Annotated in this window: 15 protein-coding genes; 8 read left to right on the plus strand and 7 right to left on the minus strand. The window is 72.3% G+C overall.

Translation table 11 applies throughout. The features are described from left to right. Window positions 1–71 precede the first annotated feature (71 nt). Window positions 72–911, minus strand: a complete 840-nt coding sequence (locus ACFWBF_RS28255) for a serine protease (protein WP_385606842.1) — start codon at window positions 909–911, stop codon at window positions 72–74. A 324-nt stretch (window positions 912–1235) separates the two neighbouring features. Between ACFWBF_RS28255 and ACFWBF_RS28260 the strand changes: the two genes are divergently transcribed. The 7 genes from ACFWBF_RS28260 to ACFWBF_RS28290 all read left to right on the plus strand — a co-directional run bounded on the left by ACFWBF_RS28260 (window position 1236) and on the right by ACFWBF_RS28290 (window position 9582). Next, window positions 1236–2675: a glycoside hydrolase family 16 protein gene (locus ACFWBF_RS28260; RefSeq protein WP_385606844.1), complete on the plus strand. Its 1440-nt coding sequence runs from the start codon at window positions 1236–1238 to the stop codon at window positions 2673–2675. A gap of 278 nt (window positions 2676–2953) precedes the next feature. Continuing rightward, window positions 2954–3997, plus strand: coding sequence for a LacI family DNA-binding transcriptional regulator (locus ACFWBF_RS28265; protein ID WP_385606846.1), 1044 nt, complete (start codon window positions 2954–2956; stop codon window positions 3995–3997). Window positions 3998–4138: 141 nt separating this feature from the next. Continuing rightward, complete coding sequence (locus ACFWBF_RS28270; RefSeq protein ID WP_385606848.1) at window positions 4139–5446, plus strand: ABC transporter substrate-binding protein; 1308 nt, start codon at window positions 4139–4141, stop codon at window positions 5444–5446. Window positions 5447–5452: 6 nt separating this feature from the next. Then, a complete protein-coding gene (locus ACFWBF_RS28275) occupies window positions 5453–6388 on the plus strand; it encodes a carbohydrate ABC transporter permease (RefSeq protein ID WP_385606850.1) in 936 nt (311 codons plus the stop codon). After that, window positions 6385–7224 carry a carbohydrate ABC transporter permease gene (locus tag ACFWBF_RS28280; protein ID WP_385606852.1) on the plus strand — a complete coding sequence of 280 codons (840 nt, stop codon included), beginning with the start codon at window positions 6385–6387 and terminating at the stop codon, window positions 7222–7224. The genes ACFWBF_RS28275 and ACFWBF_RS28280 overlap by 4 nt, the downstream gene beginning before the upstream one ends. An 89-nt stretch (window positions 7225–7313) precedes the next feature. After that, window positions 7314–8732, plus strand: a complete 1419-nt coding sequence (locus ACFWBF_RS28285; protein ID WP_385606854.1) for a GH1 family beta-glucosidase — start codon at window positions 7314–7316, stop codon at window positions 8730–8732. 31 nt (window positions 8733–8763) lie between these two features. Further along, window positions 8764–9582 carry a class I SAM-dependent methyltransferase gene (locus ACFWBF_RS28290; RefSeq protein ID WP_385606856.1) on the plus strand — a complete coding sequence of 273 codons (819 nt, stop codon included), beginning with the start codon at window positions 8764–8766 and terminating at the stop codon, window positions 9580–9582. Here ACFWBF_RS28290 and ACFWBF_RS28295 read toward each other — a convergent pair. The 3 genes from ACFWBF_RS28295 to ACFWBF_RS28305 are packed head-to-tail and all read right to left on the minus strand — an operon-like array spanning window position 9561 to window position 12282. Then, entirely contained in the window at window positions 9561–10391 is an 831-nt protein-coding gene (locus tag ACFWBF_RS28295; protein ID WP_385606858.1) for a hypothetical protein, read from the minus strand. The genes ACFWBF_RS28290 and ACFWBF_RS28295 overlap by 22 nt on opposite strands. Beyond that, a complete protein-coding gene (locus tag ACFWBF_RS28300) occupies window positions 10388–11044 on the minus strand; it encodes a response regulator (RefSeq protein ID WP_385606860.1) in 657 nt (218 codons plus the stop codon). Before ACFWBF_RS28300 ends, ACFWBF_RS28295 begins: the two co-directional genes overlap by 4 nt. Further along, a complete protein-coding gene (locus ACFWBF_RS28305; RefSeq protein WP_385606862.1) occupies window positions 11032–12282 on the minus strand; it encodes a sensor histidine kinase in 1251 nt (416 codons plus the stop codon). The genes ACFWBF_RS28300 and ACFWBF_RS28305 overlap by 13 nt, the downstream gene beginning before the upstream one ends. Before the next feature lie 176 nt (window positions 12283–12458). On the opposite strand from ACFWBF_RS28305, the gene ACFWBF_RS28310 reads away from it, so the two are divergent. Further along, complete coding sequence (locus ACFWBF_RS28310; protein ID WP_385606864.1) at window positions 12459–12872, plus strand: hypothetical protein; 414 nt, start codon at window positions 12459–12461, stop codon at window positions 12870–12872. A gap of 125 nt (window positions 12873–12997) precedes the next feature. Here the strand turns inward: ACFWBF_RS28310 and ACFWBF_RS28315 are convergent, their stop codons facing one another. The 3 genes from ACFWBF_RS28315 to ACFWBF_RS28325 are packed head-to-tail and all read right to left on the minus strand — an operon-like array spanning window position 12998 to window position 14096. After that, entirely contained in the window at window positions 12998–13330 is a 333-nt protein-coding gene (locus tag ACFWBF_RS28315; RefSeq protein WP_385606866.1) for a TcmI family type II polyketide cyclase, read from the minus strand. A gap of 30 nt (window positions 13331–13360) precedes the next feature. Beyond that, on the minus strand, window positions 13361–13840 hold the full coding sequence (locus ACFWBF_RS28320; protein ID WP_385606868.1) for an SRPBCC family protein: 480 nt from the start codon (window positions 13838–13840) through the stop codon (window positions 13361–13363). Window position 13841: 1 nt separating this feature from the next. Next, a complete protein-coding gene (locus tag ACFWBF_RS28325; protein ID WP_385606870.1) occupies window positions 13842–14096 on the minus strand; it encodes an acyl carrier protein in 255 nt (84 codons plus the stop codon). Window positions 14097–14100: the final 4 nt, after the last annotated feature.

Raw genomic sequence — 14100 nt, forward strand, 5'->3', positions numbered from 1 at the left:
GGGGGGGGGGGTGGGGGGGGGGGGGGGGGGGGGGGTGGGCCCCCCCCCGCCCCGGGCGCGTCTGCCGTGGTTTACGGCTTCGGGAGGGTGCAGCCCGGGCGGGTCAGGTCGATCTTGTTGCCCGCGGCGATGCAGGGGACGATCGTGTACGTCTCCTGGGCATAGTTGATGCCCTGGCGGACCGTCACCTTGCCTGCCTCGTCGACCTCGCACGGGTTGTTCTCCGTGCAGCGCTGGCCGTCCTCGTTGCCCGTGTTGTTGACGGCGACGACCTTGCCGGTCGTCGTGTCGATCACGGGCGAGCCGGAGGTGCCGCCGATCGTGTTGCAGGACGAGGTGTAGCGGACCGAGTCCTTCCAGGTCCAGTCGCCCTCCTTCAGGCGGTACGCGAACCCGTCGATGTTGCAGCTGTAGGTCCGCTTCCAGTACCCGGACACGACCTTGATCGCCGAACCCTGGGCCGGGTGGGCGTCGTTGAGGGTCAGTGCGCTGATGCCGTACTGGCTCTGGATCTGCGCGTACGTCTTGGTCAGCTGGTAGATCGAGATGTCCGTGTCGGTCATCGTCGCGTACGCGATCTTGCTGGCGCGCAGCGTACCGACCTTCGAGCCCGATGCGTTGAGCAGCGAGAAGGAGCGGCTGGACGCCTGGTCCTTGATGACCTCGCCGGCCGCCGGGAAGCCGGTTTCCAGGCAGTGGCCGTTGGACAGGACGAGCGCGAGGTCGGTGGGCTGGGAGCCGGGCGCGCGGACGACGGAGCCCGAACAGTTGCTCAGCGCGACCGTGCCGGCGTAGTTGACCGCGACGGCGGTCCGGGTGGCCGAGCCCTGGGGTGCCGAGGCCGCGGCCGGTGCTGCCGCCGCTCCTATCAGGAGCAGTGAGAACACGGCGCCGGCGAGAGGCTTGTTCATGTGGGGGTTCCCCTCTGATGACGATTGCGAACCGAAGATCCTCCGGTTGTCATGCGCATTGTTGGGATGTCCGCTCCAACTCACAAGAGGGCACGTTCAGTTGCGGACTCGACCACAACGGCTGCATTCAGGCTTGTGGATACCCGGCAACGGCCGATAACGGCCCGCGGCCCGACCGCCATTACCGGCACATCCCTTGACGGCCCCCGGGCCGGGGAGCACAGTGGCCACGGCGCCGCTTGAGAGCGCTCTCAATCCCCCGGGCTCCGGCCGCGCCTCCCCCCACACCGCGCCCCCACGGCGCCTCAGAGAGGGCACACACCCATGCGTCTGACATCCGATGGAAAACGGCGGTCCGCCCGGCGGGCGGTCATCGCCGCCCTGAGCACGATGGCCGTGGCGGCGGCCGCCGCCGTGGTCGTCACCCTGCCCGCGAACGCCGTCGCCCCACCGACGCCGGCGGGCTGGTCCCAGGTGTTCCTGGACGACTTCAACGGGGCCTCGGGCTCCGGGGTGAACACCGCCGACTGGCAGTACACCACCGGTACGAGCTACCCCGGCGGCCCCGGCGGCTTCGGTACCGGCGAGGTCGAGACGATGACCGCGGACCCCGCCAACGTCTCGCTCGACGGCGCCGGAAACCTGCGGATCACCCCGCGCCGGGACGCTGCCGGGAACTGGACGTCCGGACGCGTCGAGTCCCGGCGCTCCGACTTCCAGGCCCCGGCGGGCGGCAGGCTGCGTACGGAGGCCCGTATCCAGATGCCCGACGTCACGGGCCCGGCGGCCAAGGGGTACTGGCCGGCGTTCTGGATGCTGGGAGCGCCCTACCGGGGCAACTGGTGGAACTGGCCCGGGGTCGGCGAACTGGACATCCTGGAGAACGTCCAGGGCATCGACAACGAGTGGGCCACCATGCACTGCGGCACGAGCCCGGGAGGCCCGTGCAACGAGAAGTCCGGCATCGGCGGCCAGCGCGTCTGCACCGGCACCACCTGCCAGGGCGGCTTCCACACCTACGCCGTGGAGTGGGACCGGTCCACCGCCGTGGAGGAGATGCGCTTCTACCTCGACGGGGTCAACTTCCACACCGTACGGGCGAACCAGATGGACGCGGCGACCTGGACCAACGCCACGAACCACGGCTACTTCATCATCCTGAACGTCGCCATGGGCGGCGAGTTCCCGGCGGCCTTCGGCGGCGGCCCCGACGCGGGCACCCAGCCCGGCCACCCGATGGTCGTCGACTACGTCTGCGTCCTCCAGTCGTCGGGCGGCACGACGACGCCTCCGACCACCCCGCCCACGACGCCTCCGCCCACCACTCCCCCGACCACCCCGCCGACCGGCAACCGTGACGCGTACTCCGCCATCCAGGCCGAGTCGTACGACGACCAGGCCGGGCTGGCCGAGGAGACCACCACCGACACGGGCGGCGGCCAGGACGTCACCGCGATAGCCAACGGCGACTGGGCCCTGTACCGCGGCGTGAACTTCGGCGCCGCCGCGGCGAAGCAGTTCCGCGGCCGCGTCGCCGGCGGCGCGGCCGGCGGCGTGAGCGGGCTCGTCGAGGTCCGCCTCGACAGCCGCACCAGCGCGCCGATCGGCAGTTTCTCGATCGCGAACACCGGCGGCTGGCAGAGCTGGCGGACCGTGCCGGCGAACATCACGGGCGTCACGGGCACGCACGACGTCTACCTGACCTTCACCAGCGGTCAGCCGGCCGACTACGTGAACGTCAACTGGTTCGATTTCGGGCACTGAGCAAGCGCAGGAGTGAGCTCCTGAACACCCCCCGTCCTCCCCGTGGCGCGGGCCTCGTCCCCTTGGCCGTACGGGCCGCGCCGGGCGCCCGATGACCTCCCGGCTGCGCCAGACCGCGAGCGGCCACGACACCGACTCCAACCCGCCGACCGGGCTGACGTTCGGCATCGGCCGGTGAACCGGCCCGTACCTCCGGGAGCGCTCTCAGGCTCCCGGCGGTACGGGTTACCCTGCTGTCCGGCGAGGCAACCGCCCCCGGACACGCATGAGGAGCGCCCGTGCCCGAACAGCTTCCCGGTAACCGCCCCACGCTGGAGGCGGTCGCGGAGCGCGCCGGGGTGTCCCGGGCCACCGCGTCCCGTGTCGTCAACGGCGGCGACGGCGTACGCCCTCAGCTGGCGGACCGGGTCCGCGTCGCCATCCGGGACCTGGGCTACGTGCCCAACCACGCGGCCCGCACGCTGGTCACCCGGCGCACCGGGGCCGTTGCGGTGATCATCGCCGAACCGGAGATCCGGATCTTCTCCGACCCCTTCTTCTCCCGCCAGGTGCGCGGCATCAGCAAGGAGCTGACCGCGCACGACACCCAGCTGGTCCTGCTGCTGGTGGAGGACACCGGCGACTACGACCGGATCGAGCGCTACCTGGCCGGCGGCCACGTCGACGGGGCGCTCGCCTTCTCGCTGCACACCGACGATCCGCTGCCCGCGATCACCCGCCGCATCGGCATGCCCACGGTGTACGGCGGCCGTCCGGGGTGGACGGCCGGCGCCGGGGGCCACGGCGGGGTGGCGTACGTGGACGCGGACAACCGCGGGGGCGCGCGCGAGGCCGTACGGTACCTGCTGTCCCGGGGGCGGCAGCAGATCGCGCACATCGCCGGGCCGCTGGACCAGACTTCGGCGACCGACCGGCTGGACGGCTACCGTGACGTGCTGCTCGACGCCGACCCGGCGCTGATCGCGGAGGGGGACTTCACCGCGGCGGGCGGGGCCCGGGCCATGGCCGAGCTGCTGGAGCGCTGTCCGGGGCTGGACGCCGTGTTCGCGGCGAACGACCTGATGGCCACGGGCGCGTTGCGGGTGCTGCGCGAGCGCGGTCTGACCGTGCCGGGAGACGTGGCGCTGGTCGGTTTCGACGATGCCGAGCAGGTGGCGGAGACCGCCGATCCGCCGCTGACGACCGTACGGCAGGACATCGAGGGCATGGGGCGCCTGATGGCCCGTCTGCTGCTGCGCACCCTCGACAAGGCGCAGGGCTCGTACAGCGTCCCCGGCTCGGTGATCACTCCGACGGCTCTGGTGCGCCGCGCCTCGGCCTGATCCCCAAGGACCGGGCCGGTCCGACCTCTTGACGGGGGACGGTCATGAGGTGCACGCTCCACTCGCGTTCTGAGAGCGCTCTCAAAATGCTCTCGAGCCCGCTCCGGAACCGAAGTCAGCCGTTGCCGAGGAGGCCGCCGCATGTCCATACCCCGAGCCGTCGAAAGAGCCACGGTCCGCCTCGGCGCCGTCGCCCTCGCCGGAGTCCTCCTGGCCGCTTGCGGTGGTTCCGGTTCGGACGCCGGGTCCTCCGACGACGCGGGCGGCAAGATCACCCTGACCGTCGACCTGTTCGGCGCCTTCGGCTACCAGGAGGCCGGTCTGTACACCGAGTACGAGCAGCTCCACCCGAACATCAAGATCAAGCAGACCGACACCGAGGACGAGCAGGACTACTGGAAGGCGCTCCAGACCCGCCTCGCCGGCGGGGGCGGGCTCTCCGACGTACAGGGCCTGGAGGTCGGCCGCATCGCCTCGGTCACCCAGAAGCAGTCCGACAAGTTCGTGGACCTCGCCGAGTTCGGCGCCGGCACCCTCAAGGAGGAGTTCGCCGCCGCCAAGTGGTCGGCCGCGACGACCAAGGACGGCAAGGTGCTGGGGCTCGGCACCGATGTGGGCCCGGAGGCCATGTGCTTCCGCGGCGATCTGCTGAAGGCGGCGGGACTGCCCACCGACCGCGCCGAACTCGCCGCCCGCTGGGCCACGTGGGACGGGTACCTCGAACTGGGCAGGCAGTACAAGGCGAAGGCCCCCGCCGGCAGCGCCTGGCTGGACAGCGTCGGCAGTCTGAACGCGATCATGACGGGCCAGGAGAAGGAGCGGTACTACGACGCCTCGGGCGCTCTCGTCTACGAGAACAGCCCGGCGGTGAAGGCCGCCTGGGACGCCTCGGTCAAGGCCGCCGCCGACGGGCTCAGCGCCAAGCTGGACCAGTGGTCGCCGCCGTGGAACCAGGCGTTCTCCTCCGGCTCCTTCGCCACCATCCCCTGCCCCGCCTGGATGCTCGGCTACATCAAGGGCCAGGCCGGGGACGCGGCCAAGGGCAAGTGGGACGTCGCGCAGCTGCCGGGCGGCGCGGGCAACTGGGGCGGCTCCTACCTGGCGGTCCCCCGCGCCGCCAAGCACAAGAAGGAGGCGTACGAGCTGATCAAGTGGCTCACCGCACCCGAGCAGCAGACCAAGCTCTTCCGCACGCAGGGCAACTTCCCCTCCAGCACCAAGGCCATCGCGCAGGTGGCGGACGCGAAGGACCCCTACTTCTCCGACGCGCCGATCGGGCAGATCTTCGGTGACGCCGCCGGCAAGTCGCCCGTCCAGGTGCTCGGACTGCACGACAAGGACATCGCCGACCAGATCGCCAACGCGCTGAGCGAGGTGGAGCGCAAGGGCACGCCGCCGGACACGGCCTGGTCGAACGCGAAGAAGGCCGTCAAGAACGCCCTGGGCTGAGCCGCCGTGACCTTGACCGCGCAGCCGCTCCCCCGGCGCGGGCGGCGGGGGAGCCTGTCCCCGTACGCCTTCCTCGCGCCGTTCTTCACCCTGTTCGCCGCCTTCGGGCTGTTCCCCCTGATCTACACGGCGTACGTCTCCCTCTACCGCGTGGAACTCCAGACCCCGAGCGAGCTGGAGTGGCGGGGCGCCCGCAACTACACGGCCCTCTTCACCGACACGTTCTTCTGGACGGCGCTGCGCAACACCTTCACCATCGGGGTGCTGTCCACGGTGCCCCAGCTGCTCATGGCCCTGGGGCTGGCCCATGTCCTCAACTACCGGCTGCGGGCGCTGACGTTCTTCCGTACGGCGCTGCTGCTGCCGTACGCGACCTCGGTCGCCGCGGCCTCGCTGATCTTCGCGCAGCTCTTCGGGCGGGACTTCGGGCTCGTCAACTACCTGCTGGGGCTGGTGGGTTTCGATCCGGTGGACTGGCAGAGCGGCACCGCGGCCTCCCAGATCGCCGTGTCCTCCATCGTCGTATGGCGGTGGACCGGCTACAACGCGCTGATCTACCTGGCGGGCATGCAGAGCATTCCGGGCGAGCTGTACGAGGCGGCCGAGGTCGACGGGGCCTCCCGGCTGCGGCAGTTCCTCCACGTGACGCTGCCCGGGCTGCGTCCGACGATCGTCTTCACCGTGGTCGTCTCCACGATCGGCGCCACCCAGCTCTTCGGGGAGCCGCTGCTCTTCGAGGGCTCGATGTCGGGGGGCATCTCGCACCAGTACCAGACCCTCGGGCTGTACATGTACGAGCAGGGCTGGGGCTTCTTCCATCTGGGCCGGGCGGCGGCCATCGCCTGGGTGATGTTCCTGTTGATCGTCGCGCTGGTCGGGGTCAACGCCCTGATCGCACGCCGCCGTTCAGGTGCGGGTACGGGCAGGGGGGCGGGCCGATGAGCGCCTCCGTCACCGCCGCCCGGCACCGCGGCGGGAGGCTCACGTACGCCGTGCTGGTCGGCGCGGTGGCGATCTCCGCCTTCCCGCTGTACTGGACGCTGGTCGCGGCGAGCCGGTCCAACGCCGAGCTGGCCCGGCCTGTGCCCACCCTGCTGCCCGGTCCGCGCCTGCTGGACAATCTGCAGGCGGTCCTGGACGAGGCGGACATCGGCAAGGCCCTGCTGAACTCCCTCATCGTGTCGGCCTCCATCACCGTCGGCACGGTGCTGTGCTCCACCCTGGCCGGGTTCGCCTTCGCCAAACTGCGCTTCCGCGGGCGCGGTGCGCTGCTGAGCGTGGTCGTAGCCTCGATGATGATTCCGCCGCAGCTGGGTGTGATCCCGCTCTTCATGCTGATCGTCGAACTGCACTGGGTGAACCAGCTCCAGGCGGTCGTCCTGCCCGGACTGGTCTCCGCCTTCGGGGTGTTCTTCATGCGGCAGTTCCTCACGCAGTCGCTGCCGGACGAGTTGATCGAGGCGGCCCGGGTCGACGGCGCCTCGTACGCCCGGATCTTCTGGTCGATCGTCGTCCCGGTGGCCCGGCCGGCCATGGCGGTGCTGGGTCTGCTCACCTTCATGACGGCCTGGAACGACTTCTTCTGGCCGGTCGTCGCCCTCTCCTCGCAGGAGCCGACCGTGCAGGTCGCGCTGCGCCAGCTGGGCGGAGGTTACGTCCACGACCAGTCCGTGATCATGGCGGGCACACTGCTCGGGACGCTGCCCGTGCTGCTGGTCTTCGGACTGCTCGGCCGCCAGATCGTGGGCGGCATCATGCAGGGCGCGGTCAAGGGATGAAGCACCGAACGAAGCGGGACGCAACGCGGATGCAGCGCGGGGCCACGCGCGACCGGCCCTTTCCTCCACCCCCTACCGGGAGTCTCTCCATGACCACCATCGACGCGTCCCCCGCCACGGGGACGGCGGCGCGTTTTCCCGCCGGGTTCCGCTGGGGCACGGCGACCGCGGCGTACCAGATCGAGGGCGCGGCCGCGCTCCACGGGCGTACGCCCTCGATCTGGGACACCTTCAGCCGGACGCCCGGGAAGGTCCTCAACGGGGACACCGGGGACACCGCGGCCGACCACTACCACCGGATGGCCGAGGACGTGGGCCTGATGAAGCGGCTGGGGGTCAGCGACTACCGTTTTTCGGTGGCGTGGCCGCGGGTGCAGCCCACCGGGCGGGGCCCGGCCCTGCAGCGCGGCCTGGACTTCTACCGCGGGCTCGTGGACCGCCTGCTGGAGGCGGGGATCCGTCCGGTCGCCACCCTCTACCACTGGGACCTGCCGCAGGAGCTGGAGGACCGCGGTGGCTGGCCGCTGCGCGAGACGGCCGAGCGGTTCGCCGAGTACGCGGGACACGTGGCGGGGGCGCTCGGGGACCGGGTGGCCGACTGGACCACCTTCAACGAGCCGTGGTGCGCCGCCTTCCTCGGGTACGCCTCCGGTGTTCACGCCCCGGGCCGCACCGAGCCGGCGGCCGCGCTGCGCGCCGCGCACCACTTCAACCTGGCGCACGGGCTCGGCGTACAGGCCCTGCGCTCCGTGCTTCCGCGGTCCGCGGGGGTCTCGCTGACCCTCAACCTGCACGCGGTGCGGGCGCTGACCGACTCCCCGGCCGACCTGGACGCGGCGCGCCGGATCGACGCGCTGGGCAACAGGATCTTTCTCGACCCGGTATTCCACGGGCGGCTCCCGGGAGACCTGGTGCGCGATACCGCCGAGGTGACCGACTGGGGATTCGTGCGGGACGGCGACCTGGCGGTGGCGGCCACGCCGGTGGACTGGCTCGGGGTCAACTACTACTCCCCCACGCTGGTCGCGGCCGCGGGTCCCGGCGCCCCGGCCGCGGGCGGGGATCCGTCGCCGTGGCCGGGTACGGAGGGGCGCGTACGCTTCGTGCCCGCGCCCGGTGCCCGTACGGCCATGGACTGGCCGGTGGACGCGGACGGGCTGTACGAGCTGCTGGCGCGGCTGCGGGACGAGCTGCCGGGCGTGCCGGTGCTGATCACCGAGAACGGGGCGGCGTACGAGGACTACGCCGATCCGGAGGGCGACGTCCACGATCCGCAGCGCATCGCCTATCTGCACGGCCATCTGACGGCGGTGCACCGGGCCATCGCGGACGGGGCGGACGTGCGCGGGTACTTCCTGTGGTCGCTGCTCGACAATTTCGAATGGGCGTACGGCTACAGCAAGCGGTTCGGCATCGTCCACGTCGACTTCGCGACGCAGCGCCGCACGCCCAAGGACAGTGCGTACTGGTACGCCGACGTCATCGCCCGCGGCGGCCTGCCGGGGTGACGGCGGGCCCGCGGCGGGGCATGGTGGTGGCATGGCCGAGCAGGGACACGACGTGTGGGCGGCGGGGGACGCCTACGAGCGCTACATGGGCCGGTGGAGCCGGCTGGTCGCCCGCGCGTTCACGGGCCGGCTGCGCGGCGGGGACGGGCTGCCCTGCGGGGACGATCTGCGGTGGCTGGACGTGGGGTGCGGGACCGGGGCGCTGACCGGGCGGGTCGTGGAACTGCGGCGGCCCCGGGCGGTGCTGGGGGTGGACCGCTCCGCGGCCTTCGTCGCCACGGCCCGGCGCCTGGTTCCGGGCCCCGCCTCCTTCGCCGTGGCGGACGCGCTGGCCCTGCCGGTGCGCGACGGGAGCCGGGACGTGGTCGTCAGCGGGCTGGCGCTCAACTTCCTGCCCTCGCCCGCCGCGGGGGTGGCCGAGGCGGTGCGCGTGGTGCGGCCCGGCGGGGTGGTCGCCGCGTACGTGTGGGACTACGCAGGGGGCATGGGGTTCCTGCGCCGATTCTGGGACGCCGCGCTGCGCGTGGATCCGGCGGCGGGCGAGCTGGACGAGGGGCGCCGGTTCCCGGTGTGCCGTCCCGACGCGCTGCGGGCGCTGTGGGAGGGTGCGGGGCTGGCCGGGGTGGTGGTGGCGCCGATCGAGGTGCCCGCCGTGTTCGCGGGCTTCGCGGATCTGTGGGAGCCCTTCCTGACCGGGCAGGGGCCGGCTCCCGGCTACGTCGCCGCCCTGGACCCGCCTCTGCGGGAGCGGCTGCGCGAGGCACTGCGTGCGGACCTGCCCTTCCGGCCGGACGGGTCGATCGCGCTGTGCCTGCGGGCGTGGGCCGTTCAGGGCGTCAGGTCCGGGTAGGACGCGGCGATCCGGCCCGCGTCCACCGTGAGGTCCAGGACGCGCGGGGACGCCGGGTCGTTCAGCTCTTCGGCGACCTCGCAGCGGCCCCAGCCCGCCCGGGTGCCGACCCGGAAGCGGGTGGCCTCCGGGACGGTGAGGGCCAGGCGGCCCTCGCCGACCTTGCCGGTCACCCGGTCCGGCGGGGTGACGAAATCGGCGATGGCCCGGCCGGAGCCGATGCGCAGGTCCGCCTCGGGCGAGGTGAGCGCGGTGGCCCGCAGGTTGCCGGAGCCCACGCGGGCGCGCAGGGCGCCGCGCAGCCCGGTCAGGTTGATCTCCCCGGAGGTGACGTCGGCGTCGACGCTGCCGCCCAGGCCGCTGATGTCCACGCGCCCGGAGGCGGCCGTGACCTTGACCGGGACGTCTACGGGCACGGTCACCCCGAGCTGGACCGAGCAGCCGAGTCCGGAGGTCACCCAGGAGTCCTCGGCGGGGCAGTGCGGGGTCAGTTTGAGGGTGTCGCCGAGCCAGCTCTCCTCGATCGTGGGCGCCTTGAGCGACCAGCTGACCTCGGCGCGGTAGCCGACCTGCCGGTCCGCGCGGGGGGTGACGGTCACGTTCGCGCCGCCGGCCTCGATCTCGACGGCGGTCACGGGGCGGCCGTCGCTGCCGCCGCGCAGGGCGCCGGTGCGGGTGGTCCCGTACGCGCTCGCCTGCCAGACGGCCGGCACGACGACGAAGACCGCGCCGAACAGGGCCGCGAGGATCCAGGCGGCGCGGCGGCGGGGGCGGTCGACCCCGGTGGTACGCGTCACGGTGTGCGTCACGGCGTACCGTCCAGGAAGCGCAGGACGGCGAGGACGCGGCGGTGGTCGCCGTCGGCCACGGGCAGGTCGAGCTTGGCGAAGATGTTGTTGATGTGTTTGGCCACCGCGCTCTCGCTGACGACGAGTGTGGCGGCGATGCCGGCGTTGGACCGGCCTTCCGCCATGAGGGCCAGTACGTCGCGTTCGCGCGGAGTGAGGCGTTCGAGCGGGTCCGGTCCGCCGCCGCGGCGCAGCAGGAGCTGGGCGACGACCTGCGGATCGAGTGCGGTGCCGCCGGCCGCGACGCGGCGCAGGGCGTCGATGAACTCCTCCACGTCGGCGACGCGTTGCTTGAGGAGGTAGCCGATGCCGGAGCGGCTCTGGCTGGCCAGCAGGTCGGCGGCGTAGCGCTCCTCGACGTACTGGGAGAGCAGCAGGACGGCCGTGTCGGGGCTCTGTTGGCGGATCATGAGGGCCGCGCGGACGCCCTCGTCGGTGAAACCGGGCGGCATCCGGACGTCCACGAGGGCGAGTTCGGGGCGGTGTTCCTCGACGGCGGCGAGCAGGGCCTCGGCGTCGCCGGTCTCGGCGGCCACCTCGAACCCGGCCATTTCGAGGACTTTGACGAGTCCGATGCGCAGCAGGACGGAGTCCTCGGCGATCACAGCGCGCACGGCAGCTCCACGGTGACGGTGGTCGGGCCCCCGACGGGGCTGTCGATCGTGATGGTTCCGTCGACCGACCCTACGCGCTTGCGCAGGCCGACCAGTCCGGTGCCCCGGCCCGGGTCCGCGCCGCCCACCCCGTCATCGGTGACGGTGAGGCGCAGCGGGCCCGGTGCGGTCCGGGTGACGTGGACCGAACAGCGCTCGGCGCGGGCGTGTTTGGCGACGTTGGCGAGGGCCTCGGAGACGACGAAGTAGGCGACGGCCTCGACGGTGGGGCCCGGTCGGGTCCCGATGTCCACGGTGAGCTCGACGGGCAGGGGGGCGCGGGCGGCGATGCCGGAGAGCGCGGCGTCGAGCCCGCGGTCCTCCAGTACGGCCGGGTGCAGGCCGCGTACCAGGTTGTTGAGCTCCTCGATGGCCTCCTTCGCCTCGCGGTGGGCCTCGTCGATGACGGTCTTGGCCTCGGGCGGCAGGCCGGGGAGCGTGGCGCGGGCGATGCCGAGGTTCATGGCGAGGGCGACGAGGCGTTGCTGGGCGCCGTCGTGCAAGTCCCGCTCGATCCGGCGGCGTTCGAGGTCGGCCGCGTCCAGTACGCCGGCCCGGCTCTCGGCGAGGTCCTCGACGCGGCGCTCCAGTTCCCGGGCCCGGTTGGGGCCGAGGAGGGCGGCCGCGGCGGTGGCGTCGAGCCGGGTGAACAGGGCGGCGAGCCAGGGCGCGGTGAGCAGCAGGAGGGCGCCCGCCACCGTGACGAGGACGTGGTCGCGGGTCCAGCCGGGGCCCACGGTGTCCGGGGGGAGGGTCCAGGACCAGGCGTACACGCCGGCGAAGGCGATGCCCGCGGCCCAGGCGAGGACCAGCAGCCCGCCGGCCGCGGCGGCCAGCGGGCTGACCAGGAAGTGGTAGCCGACCTGGCGCCAGGTCGCCTCGGAGCGCAGCCGTTCGGTCAGTCCGCGCGGGCTCGCCCAGGGGTGCTCGTGGACGATCTCTGGGACGTCGAGGCCGAGCAACGACCAGAAGCGGCTGCGCTGGAGGGTGGTCAGCAGGGGGCACAGCGCCATGACGAGCAGCAGGGGTACGGGGCTGTGCCCGGGCGCCGCGACGAGGAACACGAGGCTGAGCAGCAGGGGCAGGGCCGGCGGGATCGCGGCCGCCGTGAAGGCGGTGTTGCGCCACGCCCATGCCGACCACGGTCCATGCGCCGCGATCCATGTGTAAGTACGCCGCAGCGCGCGAGGACTTGCCATGTGCGTACGGTAATCGCACGGGCCGGGGTGGTCGCCACCACCCTGGTGCCCGCAGGGGGGTGTACCCAGCACCACCCCCGTTTCGGACGGTGGGGTTACTGATCCGGGCGCCCCGGAACGCGAGTCTTGTTGTGTGCCCGGGGGACGGACCGCCGGGCCGGAAGGAGACCCCCGCCATGGCCCTCGTCGCCCCGCAGTACCGAGTCCGCCGCGGCCCGGCCGTGCTGCGCATGCCCGCGCTGGCCACCGTGCTGACCGGGGCCGGGGTGGCCCTGGTGCCGTGGATGCTGGTGCTGGCCAGGACGGTGCCGCAGAGCGCGGAGGTGTCCAACTGGGCCACCGCGTGGATCGGCCTGGACGTCATGCTGGCCGCGGGGCTCGCGGGGACCGGGGCGCTGCTGCGCAAGGGCGACCCGAGGGCGGCTCCGGTGGCGGCCGCGACGGCGGCGCTGCTGGCGATGGACGCCTGGTTCGACGTCACGACCTCGGCCGGCACCTCCGGTCAGGGGATGGCGCTGCTGCTGGCGGCCGCGGCGGAGGTGCCGCTGGCGGTGGCGTGCGCGGTGATCGCGGCGCGGCGTACGTCCTGAGGACCCGAGGCGAGGACCCGAGGTGAGGACCCGAGGTGAGGACCCGAGCTCCGAGCGCCCCGGCGAAGGCGGTACGGCGGGCCCCGCACACGAGGTGTGCGGGGCCCGTGGCCGGTCGGGCCGGGTCACCCCGTGCGGGGGTTCTCCCAGCGGTAGAACTCCTGGGCCATGGCGTCCTTCGGACTGCGCCAGGTCTGCGGGTCGTGCGGGCTGACGTAAGCCGTGAGCCGGTCGCTGAGGTCCCGGAACTCAGGGTGTTCGGTCACCTTCGCGATGGCCGGGCCGGGGGGCCGGTCGGACTCGATCAGGTGCAGGTACACGTCGCCGAACTGGAAGAGGCTGCGACGGGTCACCCCGACCAGGTGCGGCAGCTCGCCCGCGTCCGAGGCGGCGAACAGGTCGGCGATGGCGGGTGCCGACTGCGGCGCCATGCGGGCGACGATGAGGGCTCGGTGCATCCGGATGTTGCCTTTCTGTCGTGGGACGGGCTAGAGACGGCTGGCGGCGGGGGTGCGGCTCTCGCGCTCCCGCTGTTCGATCTTGTCCCTGATGAGCTCCATCTGGACCTTGGAGTTGCGGTTGATGTTGTCGGTCATCCACGCGTCGTCGACCGGCGCGTCCGGCTTCATCGCGAAGTCCTGGGTCCACTTCATCCGCGTGCCGCCCGGCACCTCGAAGTACTGCCAGTGGATGTCCATGTGCGCGAAGGGGCCGGTCTCCACCCTCCGGGCCCGGACCGAGAGGCCCTTGCGGTCGAGGGTCCGCTCGGAGACCCAGCTCCACACCTTGCCGTTGTCGTCGGGGTGCATGGTGAGGCGGAAGCGGGTGGTGTCGCCCTTCTGCTCCAGGATCTCCAGCGAGGCGTACTCGCTGAACAGTTGCGGCCAGCCGGGGAGGTCGTTGGTCATGTCCCACACGACGTCCACCGGCGCGGCGACGGTGATCTCGTTTTCGGTGCGTGCTGTCATCTCATGCTCCGGTCATCAGGCTGTTGTTGACGAGGTCGAGGAACTCCCGCGGCGTCTTGCAGCGGTCTGCGTCGGTCGGCAGGGCCCGGCCGCGCCGGTTCTCCAGCTCACCGACGATCCCGAGCAGGCCCAGGGAGTCGAGGCCGTAGTCCTCGAAGGCGGACTCCGGCCGGCTCGACATCTCGCTCGGATCGACGGTGATTCCGGCGGTCTTCATCAGGGCCGCCAGCTCTTCCATGGTGAGTCGGTCGGACATGGTG

Source organism: Streptomyces sp. NPDC060028 (assembly GCF_042736725.1).
Lineage (GTDB): Bacteria > Actinomycetota > Actinomycetes > Streptomycetales > Streptomycetaceae > Streptomyces.